The organism is Streptomyces albireticuli (genome assembly GCF_021228125.1).
Classification (GTDB): domain Bacteria; phylum Actinomycetota; class Actinomycetes; order Streptomycetales; family Streptomycetaceae; genus Streptomyces; species Streptomyces albireticuli.
The window spans coordinates 388,150-410,925 of the sequence record NZ_JAJQQS010000006.1; the positions used below are offsets into that span (position 1 = coordinate 388,150).

Genomic DNA, 22,776 nt, shown 5'->3' on the forward strand with positions numbered 1-22,776 from the left:
GCCGTCCGGCCGGTCTTTCGACCGGCCTTCCGGCGGAAGGGCGCGCCGCGGTCACGCCGCCGTGTGGGTCTCGATGATCTTGTTGCTGTCGTCCACGTGGACGACGCGCGGCTTGTGGTTCTTCACCTCGTCCTCGGTCAGCTGGCCGTAGGCGATGATGATGACCTTGTCGGCGGGCTGGACGAGGCGCGCGGCGGCACCGTTGACGATGACCTCGTTGGCGCCCGGCGCGCCGAGGATCGTGTAGGTCTCGAACCGGGCGCCGTTGTTGACGTTGACGACGTGGACCAGCTCGTGGACGCCGATGTCGGCGGCGTCGAGCAGCTCGGGGGAGATCGTGATCGAGCCGACGTAGTTCAGGTTGCTGTCGGTGATCGAGGCGCGGTGGATCTTCGAACGCATGAAGGTGCGCAGCATTTCGGAAACCTTTTCTGTGGTGGCGTGTATGTGCGTACGGTGAAGTGGGTGAAGTGGCTGAAGTGAGAGATGGGGCGCGTGGGTTGTCGCCCCCCTGCTCAGACGACGAGCGCGCCGAACGCCCCGGCCGGCGGGACCGTGGCGTCCCGCAGCAGCGGTACGCCCACGGGTCCGGCGCCGAACGCCTCGCCCACGGCGGCGGCCAGGTCCGGGGTGACCGGCCAGGCCAGGGTGCGCAGCGTCCAGAGGAACAGCAGGGCGCCGGACACGTCGCTCGCGTCGTCGGTCCGCACCTGCCCGGCCCGCAGGGCGAGCGCCTCCAGGTGCAGCGCGAGCGCCTCGGCCGCCTTGCGGATGCTGAAGCCCTCCAGGTCGTAGGCGGCCTCGAAGCGCCGCACACTGGCCTCGATCGCGGTGGCCCACCACGCCGAGGGCGGGGCGTCGACGCTCCGGCCGGACAGCCGTTCGCCGAGCGTGTCGGCGATCGTGGCGAGCGGGGTGTCGAAGCGGTCCCGGAGGGTGTTGACGGCCACCTGCTCGCTGAACTCGGACTGCTGGAGCTCCGGGCTGCCCAGCGACAGGACGAACCGCGCCCGGTCCCGGCCGGCCTTCTCCAGGTATTCGCGCGCCCAGACCACGTCGCCCTTGCTGGTGGAGAACTTGCGGCCCTCCAGCAGGAAGTACTGGTTGGTGAGCGTGCGCGTGACCGGGAGCTCGACGGGGAGGCCGTGCCGGACGGCCAGCAGCTTGAGCGCGAGGTAGACGAACGCGTTGTAGAAGCCGTTGTCGATGCCGATGAACTGGACGAACTCGTCGCAGCCCGCCCGCCCCCGCGCCCGGACCCGCTGCGGCCAGTAGAGGTGGCCGACGTAGATCTCCGGCCAGGCGTTGACGGTCTGCGGCGGCGCGTCCGGACCGTCCCAGTCCACCGGGATGCCCCACGTGCCCGGGTAGGTGATCGGGATGTACGGCAGCCGGCCTTCGAGCGTCCGGGTGACGACCTTGTGGAGGTCGGGGCGGAGCTCGACGTCGGAGGAGCGGTACCAGTTGGTGAGCATCGACCGGTAGCGCTCCAGGTCGAGGACCCAGATGGAGACGGGCCGGGTCGGCAGCGCCGTGGCGGTGTCGCTCGGCAGCAGCGCGCCGGGGAGGTTGTAGAGGCCGCACGCCTCGCAGACGCCCGCCCGGGCGTGGGCGAGACAGGTCGGGCACCGGCCGGTCACGAACGCCTCGGCCCGGTACTCCCCGGTCCCGGCGTCGTACGGGAGGTCCACCTCGCGCCGGTCGAACGCGCCGTGCTTCCACAGGTGGGTGAAGAAGTCCCGGACGAACTCCGTGTAGTGCGCGTCGGGCCGTTCGAAGAGGTCGACCTCGACCCCCGCGAGGTCCAGGGACGTCCGGACGCTGTCGAGGGCCTCCTGGATGAGGGCCTCGGGGGTCACGCCCAGCCGCTGCGCCGTGGTGACCACGTACGTCTGGTTGTCGTCGGTGCTGCACGCGTACACGACGTCGTTGCCCAGGATCTTCTGGGAACGGGCGCACACGTCGCTGGCCAGCACCGGCCCGGACAGGTGGCCCAGGTGCAGGTCGCCGTTGGGGGTGGGCGGGGAGAAGCTGACGTTGACGCGGCGCGGGGCGGGGGAGCGGGTCGCTTCAGCCACGGGCCGGCTCTTCGCTCGCGGTGGGCTGGAGCCAGTAGACGCTGACGAAGGTCAGCGGCGCGTCGTCACTGGTGTTGGTGACGACGTGGGCGTTGCCGTGCGGGATGTAGATGACGTCGCCCTGGGTCACGGGTCGCAGTTCGTCACCGACCCGCACCGTGCCCGAACCGGCCGTGAAGATGAACGTCTCGTCCGTGGCGTGCGCGTGCTCCGTGCTCGACTCGTGCGGCCGGACGGTGCAGAAAGTGCTGTTCCAGGGCGGTGTGACGACGCCGTCCCAGGGATAGAGCTGGCGGACGTCGATGCCGTTCTTGCGTACGTGGCCGTCCTCGGCCTCGGTGCGTACGTACATGGCGAATCCCCTTTCCTCGAGCGGGTGACAGCGGAGGCTTTTCCTTCGGATTCCGCCGCTCATGAGTTCCTGTATGAGGGCATGGGGAAATCCGGTGGGGCCGCCGTGAGGTGAATCAGTGAAATGGCGGCGTGAATGGTCGGCGCGGCGCCCGGAATTCGGGCAGGGCTGCGCCGGGTGAGAGAAATCGGTCGCGGCGAACGGGAATCACGAGAAGTGATGTGCCGGCTCGATGCGTCGATTCAATGTTGGGTGAGGGTGAGGGTGAAGATGAGGGTGAGGCAAGGGCAGCGCCGGTTGGTCGCCGTGTCTTTCCGCCATGCCCAGCGCTCTACCGGGAGGGTCCGGCGGACAGAGCCGGACAGGGAGCGCTTCGTCGGGCGGTAAGAGAGGGAAGGGCGTTCCGGGAATCCGGTGCTCCGGGCCGAGAAGGGCCCATTTCACCGGCGCTGTACGGTGCTGCGGCGGAGACCGCGCCGCCGGCCGAGGTCACATCAGGTTGGGCCGCATGGTGAATACCCCCGTAGCTCGGGCGCCGGCGTGCGTCACCGACCGAAGTCGGTTCGTCACCGCCGTGCCCGTCCGTGTGTGAATCTCTTCTCCAAGGACGTCACCAATCCTCCATGAAGCAGTGGGATAGGTCAACCCTGGATATTCAAGAGGGCAATCCCTGAATAAATGCTGCGGTGACCTGCGGAAAGGTGTTGCGGAATGAAATGTTCCGCGATTCGGGTGCAGTGGGAAACTAGATAAATGTGGGCCGCGCCACATGTTCGCGCCATTGAAAGGTGGGTGGTGGGGGTGGGCTCTCGGTGGATGAATGCCGATCGGTAACTCCAGGGTTACTGATTGGTAGGTGCATGGATGTGGCGGGGTGAGGTGCGGCGAGATGCCTTGTGGGGCAAGGGAATTCGCGGGGCCCGGGGGCGGGGGAGCCATGAACGCGGGGTGGCGTGAGCGCGGGGTGGCGTGAGCGCGGGGTGGCGTGAACGCGGGGCGGCGTGAACGCGGGGCGGCGTGAACGCGGGGTCCCATGGGCTCGGGGCGCCATGGGACCCCGCGGGTCCGGTCGGTCCTGCTGGTCCTCTCGGTCGTCTCGCTCCTCTCGATCGTCTCGCTCCTCCTAGCCCTCCCGGACGGCGGTCGCGGCGGCGGTAGGGGTGGAGGTAGGGGCGCCGACGGTCGTGCCGGCCGCGCCGGTCGTCGTGCCGGGCAGGCCGGCCACCGGGCCGGTGGAGCCCGTGCCGCCCTCCGCGCCCTGGACCCGTACGGCCCGCAGGCTCGTCCAGATCAGGGTGAGGGTGGCGAGGCCCGCCGCGATGACCAGCAGCACGCTCGCCGGAATCGCGTCCTGGAACGCGGCCAGCAGGAACGGCGCCGCGAAACCGATGTACGAGAGCGCCTGGTAGACGGCCGTCAGCCCGGCCAGGTCCTTCGGGTGGGCCAGCCGCTGCACCTCCAGCAGCCCGCACACCTGGCAGCACCCGTAACCCGCGCCGAGCACCAGCGTCCCGGCCACGACCAGCACCGGCTGCGACCACTGGGCGGCCGCCGCGGCGACGAGCAGACCGGCCACCACGATCGCCATCGACATCGCGATCAGACGGGGCTTGCGCGGGTCGTCCACCCTGCGGGCCAGCGGCTGCACGAGGATGCCCGCGAAACCGGTGAGCGCGGTGACGCACGCGCTGAACACAAGGGCGCTGTCGCCGAGCTGGTCCTTGACCAGGCCGGGCAGATAGGCGAGCGCGACGGACGCGGAGCCGAACACCCAGGGCGCCAGAGGCATCACGACGCTACGGAACCGGGGCTCGCGGACCGCGGACACCTTCAGCTGCCGCAGCAGGCTGTCCTGCCGCTTGGTCACACAGGTCTCGGGCGTGCGCATGACCAGCGGGATCGAGACGAGCGTCAGGGCCAGGTGCGGCAGATAGGCCACCACCGTCGGCGACGGCGCCCACTGGGCGAGGGCGCCGGCCACCAGGGGGCCCATGGCGAAGCCCATGGTCATGGTGATCGTCGCCCGCCGGGGGCCGGGGTTCGCCTCGCGCGCGGACCCGGCGAGGGAGAGCTCCTTGATCCAGGCGGCGCCGGCGCTGAAGGCCGCGCCGCTGGCGATGCCGGAGACCACGCGGCCCGCGAAGAGCAGCCCCAGGGACTCCCCGCCCGCGATCAGCAGCACGCTGCCGAGGAGGGAGATGAACAGCGCCGGGAGGATCAGCCGGCGGCGGCCGTACCGGTCCGAGACCGGGCCGCCGAGCAGCAGCCCGGGGACCAGCCCGATGGCGTACAGACCGAACGTGGCCTGCACCGTCGCGGCGGACAGGCCGAGTTCGGAGCGGTAGAGCAGCAGCAGCGGCGCGAACTGGTTGGCGCCCCAGCCCACCGCCGCCACGGCGACCCCGGCGCGCAGCCAGGCCCACTTGTCTATGGCCGGCGGCGGCCCGGAACTCCCCGCGGGGGTGTCGCGGTAGGTCAACGCGTGCTTGGTCATGCCCACATGCTGGCGATTTCCCGCCCCTCGCCACGAGCGTCCGGAACGACAAGATGCGTACAGTTACGGACATGGCTTCTGTTGCGTTAGCCGTCACCGACGGCATGCCCTTGCTGGAACTTGCGGCCGCCTGCGCGATATTCGGCACGGAGCGGCCGGATCTCGTCGACACCTGGTACGACTTCACCGTCTGCGCCCCGGCCGGCGCGCAGGTCGGGGGGTGGTTCCACGCGGACACCCCGCACGGCCTCGACGCGCTCGCGGCCGCGGACACCGTCATCGTCCCGCCCTGCGACGACGTCGAGGTGCCCCCGCCCGCCGACCTGGTCGACGCGGTGCGAGCCGCGCACGACGGCGGCGCGCGGGTGGCGTCCATCTGCACCGGCGCGTTCACCCTGGCCGCCGCCGGCCTGCTCGACGGACGGCGCGCCACCACCCACTGGCTGCACGCGGACCTGCTGGCCGCGCGCTATCCCGGCGTCGAGGTCGACCCCCGGGTGCTGTACATCGACGAGGGCTCCGTCCTCACCTCGGCGGGCCGGGCCGCCGGGATCGACCTGTGCCTGCACCTGGTCCGTACGGATCACGGCACGGCCGTCGCCAACGCCGTGGCCCGCAGGCTCGTCGTCGCGCCGCACCGCTCCGGCGGCCAGGCGCAGTTCATCGCCGCCCCGGTGCAACCCGACAACGGGCCGGGCCTCGCCGAGGTGCTGGCCTGGGCGCTCGAACGGCTGGACCAGCCCCTGACCGTCACCGACCTGGCCCGCCGCGCCCACATGAGCTCCCGGAACCTGGGCCGGCACTTCACGGCGGTCACGGGCACCACACCGCTGCAGTGGCTCCTGACGCAGCGGCTGCACCGCGCGCAGGAGCTCCTGGAGAGCACCGACGACAGCGTGGACCACATCGCGGCCCGCGTCGGGATGGGCAGCGCGGCGACGCTGCGCCGCCACTTCAACCGCGCTTTCGGGGTGCCTCCGGACACGTACCGGCGCACGTTCCGCGCCGACCCGCGGCGGGAGGAGGTGGCGTACGCGGGCTGAGGGTCAGACCGGCAGCTCGATCTGGTACCGGAGGAAGCCCTTGTTGACGGCCACCTTCTCGTACAGGCTCCGCGCCGTCGCGTTCGTCTCGTGGGTCATCCAGTACACCCGGGAACAGCCGCGCTGCTTTGCCCAGTCGACCACGGCGGCGATCAGCGCCTCACCGACACCCTTACGGCGTGCCTCCGGCCCGGTGAACAGGTCCTGCAGATAGCAGACGTCCGGCCCGGAGGTGTTGGCGTGCACGAAGAAGTGCGTGATGCCGACGAGCTTCCCGTTCACCTTCGCGCCGAACGCGTGCATCCGCGTATCGGCCTGGAACTCGCCCCACGACTTGTCGTACATCGCCTGCGGCTCGTCGCGCTCGTAGAAGTCGATGTACGCGCGGAACAGGCCCTCCCAGGCGTCTCTGTCGTCCGGCGTGAGCTTGCTGATCTCAACCATGCTGCACCTCCAAGGTACTTGCGGCTACGGGGCGGTCGTCACCGATGGTCACGTACGACCGGAAGATCACCATCTAACGACGGGGCCTCGGGGCGGTAGGGGGTATGACGGGCATCACAGCGCCCCGCTTCTGGCGGGCAAGACCGGACGAGGGCCCTGTTTTCGGGACGGTACCCCAGATGACGTGCGCAAACGCCCTTCTACGGGGACCGGTCCGCGCTACGCGGGCTCGGCCTCGCACGTTTTGTCCTGGGTGGGGCGGGTGCCCTTGGTGAGGAAGGTGGTTACCGCCTCGTCGCCGCAGGCGTTGCCGTTGCGCAGATAGGAGCCGTGGCCGCCCGCGTCGACCGTGACGAGGCGGGCGCGGTCGCCGAATGCCTCGCGCATCTTCAGGGCGCCGCGGTGCGGCGTGGACGGGTCGCGCAGGTTCTGGATCATCAGGATGTTCGACGGGCCCTTCGGGGTGACGCGGGTGGGCTTCTCCGTCGCGCCGCCCTTCCAGAAGGCGCACGGGAAGATGCCGGCGGGCAGACCCGCGGTGAGCGGGTGGCGGACCCGGTCCACGGCGACGTTACGGGCGTAGGAGCCCACCGAGCGCGGCCAGTCCACGTCGTTGCAGATAGTTCCGATCATGACCGCCGCCTGGTCCTGCGGGACCGGGCCCGCGGGCAGCGGGTCGCGCACCGTCAGCGGGCCGGTCGTGTCCCTGGCCGCGACGATCAGCGCGGACACCGTCGCGAACGTGCCGTCCTCGCCCGTCCCCTCGCTGTCGAAGGCCTGAACGAGTGCCTGGCGGAGACGGTTCCCCGTCAAGGGGAAGTGGCCCGCGTCCTGGAACTCCCGGGGGCGCGCGTCCAGTTCCGCCGCCACCGCGAGGAACTCCCGCCGTACGTCCGCCGCGCTCCCGGCCACCCGGTGCGCCTTGTCCCGGGTGGGGTCCGCCGCCCACCGCGCGAAGTCCGGGAAGCGGTCTTCCGCGCCGAACGCCATGTTCGCCGCCCAGCCCCTCGCCACCCGCGACGGGTCCGGGTCACCGCTGCTGTCCAGAACCCAGCGATCCGTGTGCTCCGGGTACTTCTGGGCGTAGACGGCGGCCACGTACGTACCGTACGAGACCCCCCACGCCGACAGTTTCTCCTCGCCGAGCGCCTGCCGGAAGCGGTCGATGTCGCGGACCTCGTTGGCGGTCGAGAAGCTGCGCAGGAGGGCGCCGCCGTCGCGCGCGCACGCGTCCGCGACACGGCGGGCGCGTGCGACGTTCCCGGTGATGTCGCCGCCGGGGCCCGGCCAGGGGCGCAGGTGGGTCAGCTCGCGGTCGTCGGCCGTGAGCCGGCAGTCAGCCTTGGAGCTGCCGCCTACCCCGCGCGGGTCGAGGCTCACGATGTCGTACGCACCGCCGGTGCGTTCGCGCAGCTCGGCGCCCTTCTGTGCGAGCCGGTCGCGGCCGGAGCCGCCCGGTCCGCCCGGGATGACGAGGAGGGTGCCGCGGCGGGCCTCGGGGCGGTCGCTGCGCAGGCGGGCCACGGCGATGTCGACCTGGGGGCCGCCGGGGACGGTGTAGTCCAGCGGTACGGAGAGGGTGGCGCACTCGCGGGTGGGGGCGGGAGGTGTGCCTGTGCCGGCGTCGGTGTTCGCCCGCGGCTGGTCGCACGGCTTCCAGCCGAGGGTCGCCGGCTTCGGTTCCGGCGTCTGCGGCCGTGCTTGCGCGGGAGCCGTCAGGGCCGCGGCGCAGGCCGTCGTGGAGAGGGTGAGCAGGAGGGCCTTGCGGAAGAAAGATCGCATGGGGCAAGGGTGTTGGGTGTGGGCGTTGTTGCCCATCCGGGCAGCCGTTCCCTTAAAGGTGGGGGTAGCCCCAGGTCGTGGGGCGCGTCCCCGGGTCCGGAATCGGGGCCGGGGCCTGGTCTGGGGCCTGGTTCGGGGCCTGGTTCGGGTCCGGCTTCGGGCTCGTTTCGGTCGCCGTTTCGCCGTTTCGCCGTTTCGCCGTTTCGCCGTTTCCGGGATCCGGGTACGGAGCCCTGCGCCCTGCCCCCGGGGCCTCCCGGCTCAGATCAGCCCGAGCTGCGTGATCAGCATCGCGATCACCACGACCAGGGTCCAGCCCGCCACCTGCTCGACGAGCCGGTCCTTCTCGGACGGGTCGGAGGGGCCGCCCGTGCGGGCGCGGACGGCGGCCGTGGTGTCGCTCATGGTGCGTGTCCTCGGTTCGTTGATCAGGTGGTGCGCGTCGTGCGAGACCGGATCCGCCGTGTACGGGCCGCGCTCGCCCGTTGTGCGGGGCCTGTGCGCTCCGTGTGGCTTGTGCGGCCTCCCGGGCCGCCCGGTACTCCGTTCCACCGTGCGCGCGCCACCCCCGCCCGGTAAAGGGGGAGTGGCTCACGTCACGGCCGTATCCGTCAGCCTGTGCGAACAACTCCCGTTCCCCTACCGTGGATTGTCCACGGGGGAGGGGGATCAGGTGACGGGGTTCATAGCCGGAGGGCTCGGTGACCAGGCGAGGGCGCTGGCGGCCGGCGAGGTCTCCTCGCGGGAACTGGTCGCGCGGGCGCTCCGGCGGATCGTGGAGACACAGCCGACGCTCAACGCCTTCCGCCGGGTACGGGCCTCCTCGGCCGCCGAGGAGGCCGAGGCCGCCGACCTGCGGCTGGCGGCCGGGGAGCGGCTGCCGCTGCTGGGCGTACCGGTGGCGGTGAAGGACGACATGGACCTCGCGGGCGAGCCCACGGCCTTCGGCTGCGCCGGGGACTTCTCGCCGAAGACGGCCGACAGCGAGGCCGTGCGGCGGTTACGGGCCGCCGGCGCGGTGATCGTCGGCAAGACGAACACCCCGGAGATCGGCCAGTTCCCCTTCACGGAGGGTCTCGCCTTCGGGGTGACGCGCAACCCCTGGAGCCCCGGGCACACACCGGGCGGCTCCTCCGGCGGGTCGGCGGCGGCCGTCGCCGCGGGGGTGGTGGCCGCCGCGCTGGGTTCGGACGGCGCCGGCTCGCTCCGTATACCCGCGGCCTGGACGCACCTCGTGGGGATCAAGCCGCAGCGCGGGCGGGTCTCGACCTGGCCGGAGCCCGAGGCGTTCCAGGGCATCACCTGCCACGGCCCGCTGGCCCGTACGGTCGCCGACGCGGCCCTGCTGCTGCATGTGGCGAGCGGCTCGCACGCCGGTGACCTGCACCGGCCCGCCCCCGTCGACATGCTCGGGGCGGTCGGCCGGGAGCCCGGACGGCTGCGGATAGCCCTCTCGCTGCGGCCCGCCTTCGCCGCCACGCGCCACTGGCTGGACCCCGCCGCCCGGGCGGCGACGCTACGGATCGCGGAACGGCTGGAAGCCCTGGGGCACGAGGTGATCGAGGAGGAGCCCCGCTACGGCCTGATCGGGCTGACGTTCGTACCCCGCTCGATGGCCGGTATCCGGGAGTGGGCCGACCAGGCCCCCGACCAGGACCTTCTCGACGCCCGGACCAAGGTGAACGCCCGGCTCGGGCTGCTCCTGGGCGGGGGTGCGCTACGGGCGGCGCGCGCGGCGGAGCCGCTTCTGCGGCACCGCATCGGGGAGATCTTCGACCGCTTCGACGTGGTGCTGACGCCCAGCACGGCCGTACCGCCGCTGCGTACGGGCGAGATGGCGCACCTCTCCACGCGGCGGACGGACAGCGCGATGATCGCGGCGTGTCCGTATTCCTGGCCGTGGAACATCCTGGGCTGGCCGGGGGTGAGCGTGCCGGCCGGCTTCACGGACGGGGGGCTTCCACTCGGGGCGCAGTTGTTGGGGCCCGGGGGTGGGGAGCCGTTGCTGATCTCGCTGGCGGGGCAGTTGGAGGACGATCTGCGGTGGTTCGAGCGGTGGCCGCCGGGGTTCGGTCCGGGGGAGGGGGCGGCGGGTTCGGGTGCCGGTGCCGGTGCGGGTGCCGGTGCCGGTGCCGGTGCGCGGGGCTCTTCCCCAGTCCCGCCCCTTCCCGAAACCGGGGCTCCGCCCCGGACCCCGGTCCTCAAACGCCGGACGGGCTGAGTTGTCGCCCGGATCCGGGCGAGAAGCCGCCCCGGCGCGGCGGAAAGCCGGTCTGCGGAGAGCCGGCCTCGGGCAGGAGCGAAATCCAGCCCTGCTGGGGGCACCTCCCAGCGGTAGCTGGGGGAGATCGAGGCCACCGCGTCACTACTACCGCGGCGCCCCGTACGACAGAAGCAGCAGCACCCCCACCGTCACCACCGGCGCGATCATGATGAGCGCGAGCCCCGCCGGGTTGCGGTGGTTGTAGACCCAACGGCTCCCGTACCGGCGGCGGGTGAAGAGTGGGCGTTCTTCCTCGTCCTCATGGCGCATGTGGCCAGGCTACGTATGCGCGTTCGACGAAGCGATGATTTTGTCGCTTATCTGATGTGCCGTGTCGCACCCGTGTCGCAGCCGGTACGGTCCGCTGACGATTCCGCGACATCGGCCGAGACGGGAATCCGGCCCTCCGGGCGTGAGCCGGAACGGAGGGCGGGGGCGGGCGCCGACTACGGGGCCAGGATGTCCAGTTCCGCCATCGCCCCCGCCGTGATCTCGCGCGTCAGCGCCTCCGCCCGGGCCGCGTCCCGCTCGCGCACGGCCTCGGCGACGCGTACGTGCAGGGTGACCGCCGCCGGGTCCGGGTCGGTGAACATCACCTGGTGCTCGGTGCGGCCGGTCAGCACCTCGGCGACGACCTCGCCGAGGCGGGCGAACATCTCGTTGCCGGAGGCGCGCAGGATCACCCGGTGGAACGCGACGTCGTGCACCAGGTAACCGGCCAGCTGCTGGCCGCGTGAGGTGGCGACCATGCCGAGGGCGTGTTCCGTGAGCTCCGCGCACTGCTCGGGGGTGGCCAGGCGGGCGGCGAGGCCCGCCGCCACGGGTTCCACGGCCGAGCGCAGCACGGTCAGCGAACGCAGCTGGCGCGGCCGGTCGGCGCCGGCCAGCCGCCAGCGGATCACCTGCGGGTCGTAGACGTTCCACTCCTCGGTGGGGAGTACGGTCACGCCGACCCGGCGCCGGGACGAGACCAGCCGCATGGACTCCAGGACGCGGACCGCCTCACGGATGACGGTGCGCGAGACGTCGAACCGTTCCTCCAGCTCGTCCGTGCGCAGGACCGTGCCCGGTCCGTACTCGCCTGCCGTGATCGCGGGCCCGAGGGACTCCAGCACGCGCGCGTGCAGCCCCTGCCCCTGGTTCTCCATGGGGTCAGCCTACGTTTCCCCAGCTCCCTCAATTAAGTATGACTTTTAGGTCACGAAGTCTTGAATACGTCGTACCAATGAGCTTGAGTGAGCCGCATCGCCAATGGCGTCGAGGTCGACGAGGACAACGAGGTAGCGATGCAGGCCCCCCACGCCCCGAACACCCCCCACCCCCATGAGGCCGGCCCCCGCGTCGTGGCCGTCATGGGAGTTTCCGGCACGGGCAAGACCACCATCGGGCCGCTGGTGGCCCGGGCCCTCGGCGTCCCCTACGCCGAGGGCGACGACTTCCACCCGGCCGCCAACATCGCCAAGATGTCCTCGGGCACCCCGCTCGACGACGCCGACCGCGCCCCCTGGCTGGACGCCATCGGGGCCTGGGCGCACAGCCGCGCCGGGCTCGGCGGGGTCGTGAGCTGCTCCGCCCTCAAGCGCGCCTACCGCGACCGGCTCCGCGCCGCCGCCCCCGGCATCGTCTTCCTGCACCTCACCGGCGACCGCCCGCTGATCGCCGAGCGCATGGCGGCCCGCAAGGGCCACTTCATGACCGGCCGGCTCCTGGACTCGCAGTTCGCGACCCTGGAGCCGCTCGACGCGGACGAGGCGGGCGTCGCCGTGGACGTCACGCCCGGCCCCGAGGCCATCGCCGAACGGGCCACCGCCGCGCTGCGGCGCCTCTAGCAACCTCCCCCCGAATCCCCCCTTAGGAAGCCCCCGTGAGCACTCTCAGCGTCGAGATGCTGGCCGCGGCCCCCGCCGGACCGATCACCTCGGCGGGCCATGCCCAGCTGGGCATCGCGGTCCTCGTCGGCATCGCCGTCATCGTCCTCCTCATCACCCGCCTCAAGCTGCACGCCTTCCTGGCCCTGACCATCGGCTCGCTGGTGCTCGGCGCGGCCGCGGGCGCGCCCCTGGACAAGGGCATCGCCAGCTTCACGACCGGCCTCGGCTCGACCGTCGCGGGCGTCGGCGTCCTCATCGCGCTCGGCGCGATCCTCGGCAAGCTGCTCGCCGACTCCGGGGGCGCCGACCAGATCGTCGACACGATCCTCGCCAAGGCCGGGACGCGTTCCATGCCCTGGGCGATGGTGCTGATCGCGGGCGTCATCGGGCTCCCGCTCTTCTTCGAGGTCGGGATCGTGCTGCTGATCCCGGTGGTGCTGCTGGTCGCCAAGCGCGGCAACCACTCCCTGATGCGCATCGGCATCCCCGCCCTGGCCGGTCTCTCCGTGATGCACGGTCTGGTGCCGCCGCACCCCGGGCCGCTGGCCGCCATCGACGCCATCGGCGCCGATCTCGGCGTGACCCTGGCGCTCGGCGTCCTCGTCGCCGTCCCGACCGCCGTCATCGCCGGGCCGCTGTTCGCCCGTCTCGCCGCGCGCTGGGTCGACATCGCCCCGCCCGAGAAGCTGATCCCCCAGCGGCCCTCCGAGGAGCTGGAGCGCCGCCCGAGCTTCGCGGTCACCGTCGGCACCGTGCTGCTGCCCGTCGTGCTCATGCTCGTCAAGGCGCTCGTCGACGTCGTCGTGGACGACCCCAAGGACCATGTCCAGCGTGTGACCGACGTGATCGGCTCCCCGCTGATAGCACTGCTCTCCGCCGTCCTCGTCGGGCTGTTCACCCTCGGCCGGGCCGCCGGCTTCGGCCGTGACCGGCTCGCCACGACCGTGGAGAAGTCGCTGGTGCCGATCGCCGGCATCCTGCTGATCGTCGGCGCCGGCGGCGGCTTCAAGCAGACCCTCGTCGACATCGGCGTCGGTCGGATGATCATGGACATCTCCGAGGAGTGGTCGGTCTCGGCCCTGCTGCTGGCCTGGCTGATCGCCGTCGGCATCCGGCTCGCGACCGGCTCCGCGACCGTCGCCACGATCTCGGCGGCCGGGCTGGTGGCCCCGCTCGCGGCCGATATGAGCACGACGCATGCGGCGCTGCTGGTGCTGGCGGTGGGTGCGGGTTCGCTGTTCTTCAGCCACGTGAACGATGCGGGGTTCTGGATGGTGAAGGAGTACTTCGGGATGAGCGTGGGGCAGACGATCAAGACGTGGTCGCTGATGGAGACGGTGATCTCTGTGGTGTCGCTGGGGTTTGTGATGCTGCTGTCGCTGGTGCTTTAGCCGTTGGCCCTGGGGGTGGGCGGGTTTCGGGGCGGGTGAGGGGTGGGGTGCCGCTGCGCGGGGCCTTTCCCCTCCCCGCCCCTTCCCGTAACCGGGGGCTCCGCCCCCGGGCCCCCGGGTGGGTGGGCGACGCCCGGGCCTCCGGGTGGGCGACCCCGGGCCCCCGGTGAGCGACGCGCGCTCGGACCCCCGGGTGGGCGACGCTCGGGCCTCCGGGTGGGTGGGCGACGCCCGGGCCCCGGGTGGGCAACGCCCGGGCCCCCTGGGCGGGCGGCCCCGGGTCTCCGGGTGGGCGACCCCCGGGCCCCAGGTGAGCGACGCGCGCTCCGGCCCCCGGGTGGGCGACGCCCGGGCCTCCGGGTGGGCGACGGCCGGACCCCCGGGCGGGCGACCCCCGGACCCCTGGGCCCGGGGCGGTGGCCCTCCGGGCGGGCGACCCCCGGCGGTCGGGCCTCTGGCGATCGGCTCCCGGGCAGCGGTGTGCTCCAGGTGCCTGGGCGGGCCGGTAATCCCGAACCGGAACAGGTCGAGGTTCCTTCTGGGGCGGGCACCGTCCGGCCGGTCGGGAACAAGCCTGTCCGGAGCGGGGGCGCGCCGCGCGGTAGCGCGGAAGGGGGCCCGGGGGCTCGCCCCCGGTTCGGGAAGGGGCGGGTCGGGGAAAGGCCCCGCGGGTAACCCGGTCCCCTCAGCCCGCTACCGCCACCGCCCTCACATACGCCGCCACGTCCCCCACCTCGTCCGTCGCCAGCCCCACGTACCCGTCCGGCCGGATCAGGAAGAGCCCCGAGCCGTACGCCGTCTTCGCGTGGCCGCCCGTGTCGTGCAGGTCCGCGTCCGGGCCGCCCACGCGGTACGTGCGGAGCCACGGGGCGGCCGGGAGCGGCTGCCGGGGCGGCTCGCCCGTGAGGTCCAGCAGGGTGAAGTGCGGGCCCCGGAAGGCGTCGAAGAGCCGGACCTCCGCGCCGGAGGCGTCCACGCACGGCGCGTCCGGCGCCCGGTCGCCCGCCCGCAGGGCCCCCTCCGGGACGTCCCGCCGCGTCTCCCGGGTGAGCGGGCTCTCCCGGTAGTGCAGGCTCAGCTGGAGGGTCTCCGGGCCCCGGCGGTGCAGGCCGTCCTCCGAGTGCGCCCGGTCGTCGGCGTGCACGCTCGTGCTCAGCCCCAGCACATCGGCGGCCACCCGCACCCGCTCCGTGTCATAGCTGTCAAGCAGCGCGTCGGGCGCGCCGTGCCGCAGCACCGCGCCCAGCTTCCAGCCCAGGTTGTACGCGTCCTGGACGCTGGTGTTCAGCCCCTGGCCGCCCGCCGGGGAGTGGATGTGCGCCGCGTCCCCGGCGAGGAACACCCGCCCCGTGCGGAACCGCTCGGCCATCGCCGCCCGCGCCCGGTACACCGAGGCCCATGTCACCTCTCCCACCCGCAGCCCCGGCAGCCCCGTCCGCCGCTCCAGGAGGGCGAGCAGCGCCTCCGGTGTGGCGTCGCGGGTGACCTCCGGCTCGTACGTCACGTCCTCGAACCTGGCGATGACCTGGAACGTCTCCGCCCCCTCCAGCGACCGCACGGCCAGCAGCCCGCCCTCCGCCTTCGGCCACATGTGCCAGTGCCCGCGGTCGACGCCCTCCAGCACCGCGTCCGCGATCAGCACCGGGCGCGGATCGACCGGCTCCCCGGTGAAGGGGACGCCGAGCGCCTTGCGCACCGCGCTGCGCCCGCCGTCCGCCCCGACGAGATAGCCCGCTCGCACGGTCTCCTCCGAGCCGTCCGCACGCCGCAGCGTCGCCGTGACCCCGTCCCCGTCCTGACTGAACCCCGTCATCTCGGTGCTGAAGTCCACCGCGCCGCCCAGGTCTTCCAGCCGGCCGTACAGCACCTCCACCGTGCGCCACTGCGGCAGCATCAGCAGCTCGGGATACGGCGTGGCCGGCCCGGCCGCCGCCCGGTGGACGAGATCCCGCTCGCGGACCCGCTCCGGGCCCTCCCAGATCTGCACCAGCGGGCACGGCCCGCCCACCGCCCGGAGCGCGTCCACCGCGCCCAGATCGTCGAGCACCTCCAGGGTGCGGGGCTGGATGCCCACGCCGCGCGAGCCGGGGAATCCCCGCTCGGAGCGCTCCACGACCCGGTGGCGGATGCCGCGCCGGGCGAGGTCGATGGCAAGGACGAGGCCGGTGGGGCCGGCGCCGGCGATGAGCACCTCGACATCACCGGCGGCGCCCACGGTGCCGACTGTGCTCACGGCGTCCATGGCAGCAGGAACGACAGCGTTCATGAATCCCGCTCCTTAACGTTGTTAAGTTCGCTCTGCCCCCAGCGTGAACTGAACACCGTTAAGCTGTCAAGGTGGCAACTCGAATCGACCGTGCCCTGGTGGCGGACACCGCCCTGCGCCTGCTGAACGAAGTGGGCCTCGAAGGCCTGACCCTGCGCCGGATCGCCAAGGAGCTCGACGTCCAGGCCCCGGCGCTCTACTGGCACTTCAAGAACAAGCAGGAGCTGCTGGACGAGGTGGCGACGGAGATGTTCCGCCGCATGGCCGTCCCCATCGCGGAGGCCGAAGGGGCCACCTGGCAGGAGCACCTGGCCGCCGCCATCCGCGAAGTGCGCCGCTTCCTGCTCGGCTACCGCGACGGCGCCAAGGTCTTCAGCGGCACCCGCTACACCGACTCCGGCCACGCCACCCCGCTGGAGGAGATGCTCCGCTTCTGCGTCGACGCCGGATTCACCCCACGCGCCGCCGCCCGCGCCTGGTTCACCGTGACCACGTACACCGTCGGCTACGTCATAGAGGAGCAGTCCGTCTATCCCGTGCCCGGCGGGGGGCGCGACCCCATCTACGAGCCGGAGGCGCGCGCCCGCAGGCTCGCGGGGCACCCGCTCGCCACCGAGGCCGGCATGGAGTTCTTCGAGGACCTCGACGCGGGCTACGAGGACGGGCTGCGCGCCGTCATCGCCGGCATCGAGGTGACGTTGCTGCCCGGGCCGGAGAGCCGACCCGCCCCGGGGGCCGGGGGGAGCCGATCCGCCTCGGGGGCCGGGGAGAGCCGACCCGCCCCGGGGTCCGAGGAGAGCCGACCCGCCTCGGAGTCCGAAGAGTGCCGATCTGCCCCGGAGCTCGAAAAGGGCTGATCCGCCCGGGCCCGGAAAGGTCGGCCCCGGGCCCGGAAAGGGCTGACCCCAGGCCCGAAAGGCCCGCCCACCCCGGGACCCGCCCCCGCTACCCGCCCCGCGCCTCCGTCGACGCCCCCGCCAACGCCCCTCTCGGCGACCCCGCCGACGAACCCGCCGACGAACCCGTCTTCATCCCCGTCAACGACCGCCTCAGCAGCGGCGTCAGCCGCCGTTCCACCTGCCGGTGCAGCAGCCACGCCAGCCCCAGCATCAGCACGATCGTCAGCGGGAACGTCACGGCCGAGGGGATCCCCAGCCCCCGGTGCAGCCCGCCGATCACCACCCATCCCAGGTGCTCGTGCACCAGGTAGAAGGGGTACGTCAGCGCGCCCGCGACCGTCAGCCAGCGCCAGTTCGCCCAGCGCAGCTTCCCCGTGGCGATCAGCGCCACCGCCGCGTAGCCGACGGCGATCACGGCGACGATGACGTACTGCGAGCGGTACGAGAAGTACTGCGCGCCCGGCGGATGCCACAGCCCGGCCACCGCGTAGTGCTGCCCCACCAGGAAGCTCACCCCCACGATGCCCCAGGACAGGGCGTCGTGGCCGAAGCGGTGGATCAGATAGAGGCCGATGCCGCCGATGAAGTACGAGGAGTACTCCGGCATCACCACCACCCGCAGGAACTCCACGTGCGAGGCGGTGGTCACCACCGTCGCCAGGGTCCACACCGCGCAGAAGAGCACCACCCGGCGGCGGGTCGCGCCCGGCAGCACGACGAACAGCGCGAAGAGCGCGTAGAAACGCAGCTCAGCCCAGAGGGTCCAGCACACGCCCAGCACCCGCTGCGCCCCGACCGGTTGCTGAAGCATCGTCAGGTTCACCAGGGTGTCGCTGAAGGACACCGTCCGGTACGTCACCCAGGGCAGCGCGAAAGCCAGCGTGACGAGCGCGATCGCCGCCCAGTAGGCGGGGTAGAGGCGGGCCACGCGGGAGGCGAAGAAGGAGCGCAGCGGGCGCCCCCAGCCGCTCATGCAGATCACGAAGCCGCTGATGACGAAGAAGATCTCGACCCCGAGGCAGCCGTAGGCGAAGGCCCCGGACAGCGTGGGGAACTCCCTCCGCGGCGAGGCGCCCCACGCCTGGCCGATCTCGCCGCCCCGGCCGCCGTAGTGGTAAAGCGCCACCATCAGGGCGGCGATCAGCCGCAGCCCGTCCAGCGCGCGCAGCCGCCCGCCGGAGCCCTTCCCGTCGGCCCGCCCGCCGCCGCCCCCCTTGCGCGGGGCCCCGGACGGTACGAGCGGTGGGGCGGCCGTGAGGGACGAGGCAGACGGGGCGGCGCCGGGCACGGGAGGTGCGGTCATGTGGTCACCTTCGGTTTCGCCGGTGCCGTCGGCTTCACCGGCTGCTGCCCCTGCTTACTCTGCTTGCTCTGCTTTCCCGCGCTCCCCGCCAGCCGTCGCCGTACGGCGCGGGCCCGGCGGGCCACCTTCCGCACGGCCGGGTTGCGAGGGAGGAAGGCGAGGGGAGCGGGAAGCGCCCCGGGGAGCGCGAGGGCCGTGAGGCGCCGGCGCTTGAAGTAGCGGCGGGTGCGTTCGTCGAGGTGGGCCGCCAGATAGCGTTCGGCGGTCGGCCGCAGGGACGGCAGGACCTGTGGCTGCATCGCGAATCCGACGGCCGCGAGCAGCCCGGCGAGCTCCTCACCGGCCGGACCCCGCGCCTCCGACTCCCCGGCCACGTCCGTCACTTCGCCACCGGCCGCGGATACGCCCCGGTCGCCGTCCGCGTCGGCAGCCTTTCCAGCGGCCGCTCCGGTAGCCCGGTCGTCGGCTTGACCGACGGCCCGGCCGCCCGTTCCGTCGTCCGCGTCACCGTCCACCCCGCCGTCCACCCCGCCGTCCTCAAGACCGGGCAGCAACGCGTCCACGAGCGTCACCGGCACCCGGTTGCTGTTCTGGTACGGGCTGAGCCGCTCCAGCAGCAGGTCGGTCCCGGTCCGCGCGACCCGCAGCCCGTAGAAGGCGCGGGCCGTGAGCAACGCCGTCGAGAAGCAGCCCACGACCAGCGCAGGGCGGATCCGCTGGTAGACCACCTCGGCCAGCATCGGCGTGTCCAGCACCGTCAGGTCCGCGCCGAGCCGGCCGGCCTCCTCCTCCAGCGCCCGCGACCAGCGGGCCGGGGCCGCCGGGTGCGGCTTGAAGACCAGCGCGCGGTGGCCGCGCGCCACCGCGCCGCGCAGCATCCGCACGTGCAGCCGCTCCTCCTCCTCGGGCGTGAGGATGTCGAGCGCCGACAGGTACTGCCCGAGCAGCAGCGCGGCGCCCTCGGGTGCGGTGACCGGCGGCGTGGCGTCGGCGAGTTCGGCCAGCACCTTCGTGAACGCCTCGGTCGGTACGAGCTCCGCCGGCACCCCGAACTCGCTGAGCAGCAGCGGCCGCAGCCCCGGCACCAGGTCCAGGTGGAGCAGCCGCCGCACCCGGGTGCCGACCAGCGGATCGAGCTTGTTGCGCGTCGGTCCGTAGCTCATCAGCCCGTCGGCGTAGACCTCCAGAGGTGCGTCCGGGAAGCACAGGGCGACCGCGTGCGCCGGGCTGACCTGGAGGGACTCCACGATCAGCTCGACCGGCCCGGCGCCGAGCCCCCAGAGCAGCCGCAGGTGGCGCTCCCACAGGGGCGCGTCGTCCGGGCGGGGCGACCAGCCGCTCGGGTGGAAGGGCCGGATCGTCTCGTTCCACGAGAGGACCTCGTCGAAGCGGGTGCGCAGCGGTGCGAAACCGGGCGCCTCGTCGAGGGCGGGCGTGGTCTCCGGGACCGCGGCGGTGTTGGCGACGAGCAGCAGCCGGCGGTCGGCGGGGGAGAAGCACCCGGTGTCCAGGGCGGCGGCGAGCGTCGCGGCGCCGTAGAGCGTCGAGGCGAGGAAGATCTGGGTGCGGGTGCCGTCCCCGGCCATGGGGGTGCCGTCCCCAGTCATGTGGGTGCTGCTCCCGGTCACGCGGGTGCTGTCCACGGTCATCGGACGGCCCCGCTCTCGCGCCCGGCGTCCGGACGCCCGGTGTCCGGGCGCCCGGTGTCCGGGCGCGTGGTGTCCGAACACCCGGCATCCGAACCCCTGACGTTCGAACCCCCGGTGTGCGCGCGGACGGCGCTCCCGTGCCCGAGCGCGGGCCTGCGGCGGAGTCTGCGCAGCCGGGCCGCGCGGTCGTGATCCATGGAATTCAACGCGTCCTTGAGCGGTTCCGCCGGCATCCGCCGCAGCGCGGACGCACTCATCGAACGCAGTGTGCGCGCCACCGCGGGTTCGAATCTTTCGACGGAAGAGAGATGGTGGGAAATGATCGCGCAATAGGTGCGGACGGCCTTCGGAAGAAGAGCGTCCGCGTCCTTGTCCCGAGCGGTCTCCTCGATTACCTGATCGAATGCGCGAATGAAATCGAGTTGGCGTACGTCGCCGATCTGTGTGAGCGAGGTGGCCACTCCGCGCCGGTAGAAGACACCGAGCAGCCCGGCCACCGCGAACGTCCGCGCCTCGCGGTGCAACCGCCAGATCCACGGCCGGTCCTCGGCGGTGCGCAGACCGTCCGTGAAATGCAGCAGCCCCTCTTCGAGCAGCCGCCGGTGGTAGACGCCGGCCCACGCGTAGGGGTAGTCGACGGACGTGGATCGCTCGGCGGGCAGGATCGCGCTCCGCGGGTCGAGCACCACCCCGCGCCGGCCCTCCGGCGCCCGGTGCACGGTCCGTGCGCGGCCCGTGCACTGCACATGGTCGGTGCGGACGAAATCGACCGCCAACTCATCGATCACCGCGAGAAGTCGGCCGTAATGGCCGGGCGCCAGCCAGTCGTCGCCGTCGAGGAAGGTGACGTACTCGCCGCGCGCCGCGTCCAGCCCGGTGTTGCGGGCCGTGGCGAGACCGCCGTTCACGGCGTGCCGGAGGACCACGGCGCCCGGCAGTTCGCGCCCGGCGCGCTCCAGCAGCGCCGGAGTGCCGTCGGTCGAACAGTCGTCGACGAGAATGAATTCGAAATCCTCACGCGCGTTCGCACGCAGGCTTCTCAGCGTGTCGGGCGCGAAAGTCTGCACATTGAAGAACGGCACGATGACGGAGAGCTTGACCACTCCTGCGACCTTAGGCGGCCCGCCGCCATTCCCCCTGACGGAGGGTGGAAGGGCAGGTGAACGAAGCGCGGCGGAACAATGAACCGGGCGCTGCGCCGGGCCGATTCGCCGATCGTCGGTGAGCTGTTTACCGGTTGTTGTACTCATGTTGGGCAACGAAACGGAATGGATTCCTATCGTCGGCGACGTGCCCTCACGTACTGACCGTTCGTCGTCCTCGCCGCCGCGGATCGCCGTGCTCGCCGATTCCGACACCCGGTGGAAATGGGGCGCGCTCACGGCGCACCGCCTCGCCCCGGGCGCCGCTCTCGACGGCAGACTGCTGAGGGGGCGCGCGACCCCGACGGGCCGCCAGCTGGCCGAGGTCGGCGTACGGGCGGAGACCCTCCGCGAGGTCACGGCCGCCGAGTTCGTCGGCGACGCCGACCGGTCGCGGTACGACGTCCTCGTGCTGGCCTGCGTCGGCGGCGCCGTCCAAGCCGTGCTGCACGGCCTCGCCCACGCCTGGGGGGCCGCGCCCGTCCGGCCCGTCGTCGTCACCGGCTACGTCGGAGTCGTCTACGAGAAGCTCGCCGACGGTCTCCTCCTGCGCCACGGCGCGGACGTCGTCCTCGCCAACTCCCCTGAGGACGCGGACCGGTTCCGCGCCGTCTACGAAGGGGTGGGCGCCCCCGCCGGCTCCGTCACGGAATGGGCGCTGCCCTTTCTCGGCGACCCTGCTGAGGCAGGAGGGGGCAGGGAGGGGAGCAGAGCCGGAAGCGGTTCAGATAGCTCAGGTAGCCCAGGTGTCCCAAGTGGCTCAAGTGGCTCAAGTGATCGAACTGCTCCAAGTGGTCCGAGGGGTTCAAAGGACCTGAGCGATCAGAGTCGCCAACCCCACCCGTTCACCGTCGTGTTCGCCGCCCAGCCCTCCGTACCCGAACGCCGCGAGGACCGCGCGTACCTCCTGCGCCGCGCCGCCCAGCACGCCCGGCTGCACCCCGGCCGGGAGGTCCTCGTCAAGCTCCGCAGCAAGCCCGGTGAGCACACCACGCACATCGAGGAACTCCCGTACCAGAAACTCGCCGCCCGTCTTCCGGGTGGGCTACCACCCAACTGCCGTCTGGTGTACGGGCACATGGGCGAGGTCCTCGCCCGTACGGACCTGCTGGTGACGGTCAGCTCCACGGCCGCCCTGGAGTCCCTCCACCGCGGCATCCCCACCGCCGTCCTCACCGACCTCGGCATCCGCGAGGCCCTCGGCAACCACCACTTCCTCGGCTCCGGGTGTCTCGCCTCCTGGGACCAGCTCGACGCCGGGCGGCTCCCGGAGCCCGACCCGGGCTGGAGCGCCCGGCAGGGTGTCGCCGCCGACGGGCCGTACGCCCACGGCACCGCCTTCGCCACCGCGCGCCGGCGCGTGGCCGAACTCGCCGCACGCCCCGTCCTTCCCCCGCTCGCCCCCTACTACACGGTCGCCACCGCGCCCGGCTACCTCCCCGCCGTCCTCGCCCGCCACGGCCTCGACCCCACGGGCCGCCCTCTGCCCGGCCGGAGCCGGGAGACCGGTGAGCCCGGCGCCCTGCGACGGGCGGTCCGCGAGGCCGCGCGCGGCGCCTACCGCCACGGCGTCCAGCGCGTCGCCCCCGTCATCCGCCGCCTGGGGGAGCTGTGAGCAGCACCGCCGAACGCACCGAAGGAGCACCCATGGCCGCCCAGGCCACCTCGCCCGCCCCCACGGCCCCGGCCGTCCGGGCCGCCCGGCCCGGCTCCACGGCCCCGGCCGCCCCGGCTTCCCGGACGGCCCCCGTGGCCTCGGCCCGTCCGGATGCCCGTCCGGGTGCTCGCCCGGGTGCTCG

General features: G+C 72.6%; 19 protein-coding genes. 6 read left to right on the plus strand and 13 right to left on the minus strand.

Translation table 11 applies throughout. The features are described 5' to 3' along the window. Positions 1-51: 51 nt before the first annotated feature. From panD to LUZ64_RS14665, 4 genes are all read right to left on the minus strand, one after another. Positions 52-417, minus strand: a complete 366-nt coding sequence (panD, locus tag LUZ64_RS14650) for an aspartate 1-decarboxylase (protein WP_095578417.1) — start codon at positions 415-417, stop codon at positions 52-54. Positions 418-515: 98 nt separating this feature from the next. Then, positions 516-2,078, minus strand: a complete 1,563-nt coding sequence (locus LUZ64_RS14655; protein WP_095578418.1) for a class I tRNA ligase family protein — start codon at positions 2,076-2,078, stop codon at positions 516-518. Beyond that, the gene (locus tag LUZ64_RS14660) at positions 2,071-2,430 is read right to left on the minus strand and encodes a cupin domain-containing protein (protein ID WP_095578419.1); all 360 of its coding nucleotides are present in this window, start codon (positions 2,428-2,430) and stop codon (positions 2,071-2,073) included. Before LUZ64_RS14660 ends, LUZ64_RS14655 begins: the two co-directional genes overlap by 8 nt. Positions 2,431-3,553: 1,123 nt before the next feature. Next, the gene (locus LUZ64_RS14665; RefSeq protein WP_095583687.1) at positions 3,554-4,924 is read right to left on the minus strand and encodes an MFS transporter; all 1,371 of its coding nucleotides are present in this window, start codon (positions 4,922-4,924) and stop codon (positions 3,554-3,556) included. A 71-nt stretch (positions 4,925-4,995) separates the two neighbouring features. On the opposite strand from LUZ64_RS14665, the gene LUZ64_RS14670 reads away from it, so the two are divergent. Beyond that, positions 4,996-5,967 (plus strand): helix-turn-helix domain-containing protein, encoded by a 972-nt coding sequence (locus LUZ64_RS14670; RefSeq protein WP_095583684.1) that lies wholly within the window; start codon positions 4,996-4,998, stop codon positions 5,965-5,967. 3 nt (positions 5,968-5,970) lie between these two features. Here LUZ64_RS14670 and LUZ64_RS14675 read toward each other — a convergent pair whose 3' ends face one another. The 3 genes from LUZ64_RS14675 to LUZ64_RS14685 form a co-directional block, all read right to left on the minus strand. Next, complete coding sequence (locus LUZ64_RS14675; protein WP_095583685.1) at positions 5,971-6,411, minus strand: GNAT family N-acetyltransferase; 441 nt, start codon at positions 6,409-6,411, stop codon at positions 5,971-5,973. 219 nt (positions 6,412-6,630) lie between these two features. Continuing rightward, on the minus strand, positions 6,631-8,193 hold the full coding sequence (locus LUZ64_RS14680; RefSeq protein ID WP_095583686.1) for an alpha/beta hydrolase: 1,563 nt from the start codon (positions 8,191-8,193) through the stop codon (positions 6,631-6,633). Between the two features lie 261 nt (positions 8,194-8,454). Beyond that, positions 8,455-8,598 carry an SCO1431 family membrane protein gene (locus LUZ64_RS14685; protein ID WP_107426684.1) on the minus strand — a complete coding sequence of 48 codons (144 nt, stop codon included), beginning with the start codon at positions 8,596-8,598 and terminating at the stop codon, positions 8,455-8,457. A gap of 268 nt (positions 8,599-8,866) precedes the next feature. On the opposite strand from LUZ64_RS14685, the gene LUZ64_RS14690 reads away from it, so the two are divergent. Further along, positions 8,867-10,414: an amidase gene (locus tag LUZ64_RS14690; RefSeq protein ID WP_232390072.1), complete on the plus strand. Its 1,548-nt coding sequence runs from the start codon at positions 8,867-8,869 to the stop codon at positions 10,412-10,414. Between the two features lie 147 nt (positions 10,415-10,561). Here LUZ64_RS14690 and LUZ64_RS14695 read toward each other — a convergent pair whose 3' ends face one another. Together LUZ64_RS14695 and LUZ64_RS14700 are read right to left on the minus strand one after the other, a co-directional pair. Continuing rightward, positions 10,562-10,726, minus strand: coding sequence for a hypothetical protein (locus LUZ64_RS14695; protein WP_170116689.1), 165 nt, complete (start codon positions 10,724-10,726; stop codon positions 10,562-10,564). 176 nt (positions 10,727-10,902) lie between these two features. Further along, a complete protein-coding gene (locus LUZ64_RS14700) occupies positions 10,903-11,604 on the minus strand; it encodes a FadR/GntR family transcriptional regulator (RefSeq protein ID WP_095579687.1) in 702 nt (233 codons plus the stop codon). A 138-nt stretch (positions 11,605-11,742) separates the two neighbouring features. On the opposite strand from LUZ64_RS14700, the gene LUZ64_RS14705 reads away from it, so the two are divergent. Beyond that, the gene (locus LUZ64_RS14705; RefSeq protein WP_232390093.1) at positions 11,743-12,285 is read left to right on the plus strand and encodes a gluconokinase; all 543 of its coding nucleotides are present in this window, start codon (positions 11,743-11,745) and stop codon (positions 12,283-12,285) included. 35 nt (positions 12,286-12,320) lie between these two features. Beyond that, a complete protein-coding gene (locus LUZ64_RS14710; RefSeq protein WP_095580625.1) occupies positions 12,321-13,718 on the plus strand; it encodes a GntT/GntP/DsdX family permease in 1,398 nt (465 codons plus the stop codon). Between the two features lie 685 nt (positions 13,719-14,403). Here the strand turns inward: LUZ64_RS14710 and LUZ64_RS14715 are convergent. Next, positions 14,404-15,984, minus strand: coding sequence for an FAD-dependent monooxygenase (locus LUZ64_RS14715; RefSeq protein WP_232390073.1), 1,581 nt, complete (start codon positions 15,982-15,984; stop codon positions 14,404-14,406). Between the two features lie 71 nt (positions 15,985-16,055). Between LUZ64_RS14715 and LUZ64_RS14720 the strand changes: the two genes are divergently transcribed. Beyond that, positions 16,056-16,841, plus strand: a complete 786-nt coding sequence (locus tag LUZ64_RS14720; RefSeq protein WP_095583113.1) for a TetR/AcrR family transcriptional regulator C-terminal domain-containing protein — start codon at positions 16,056-16,058, stop codon at positions 16,839-16,841. A gap of 88 nt (positions 16,842-16,929) precedes the next feature. Here LUZ64_RS14720 and LUZ64_RS14725 read toward each other — a convergent pair whose 3' ends face one another. From LUZ64_RS14725 to LUZ64_RS14735, 3 genes are read right to left on the minus strand one after another with little or no spacing between them, the layout of a single operon-like run. Then, a complete protein-coding gene (locus LUZ64_RS14725) occupies positions 16,930-18,186 on the minus strand; it encodes an acyltransferase family protein (RefSeq protein WP_232390074.1) in 1,257 nt (418 codons plus the stop codon). Further along, a complete protein-coding gene (locus LUZ64_RS14730; RefSeq protein WP_232390075.1) occupies positions 18,183-19,793 on the minus strand; it encodes a polysialyltransferase family glycosyltransferase in 1,611 nt (536 codons plus the stop codon). Before LUZ64_RS14730 ends, LUZ64_RS14725 begins: the two co-directional genes overlap by 4 nt. Positions 19,794-19,831: 38 nt before the next feature. Beyond that, on the minus strand, positions 19,832-20,938 hold the full coding sequence (locus LUZ64_RS14735) for a glycosyltransferase family 2 protein (protein WP_095583695.1): 1,107 nt from the start codon (positions 20,936-20,938) through the stop codon (positions 19,832-19,834). Positions 20,939-21,167: 229 nt separating this feature from the next. Here LUZ64_RS14735 and LUZ64_RS14740 point away from each other — a divergent pair, with 229 nt between their 5' ends. Next, on the plus strand, positions 21,168-22,592 hold the full coding sequence (locus LUZ64_RS14740; RefSeq protein ID WP_338120262.1) for a DUF6716 putative glycosyltransferase: 1,425 nt from the start codon (positions 21,168-21,170) through the stop codon (positions 22,590-22,592). The last annotated feature ends 184 nt before the right edge of the window (positions 22,593-22,776 follow it).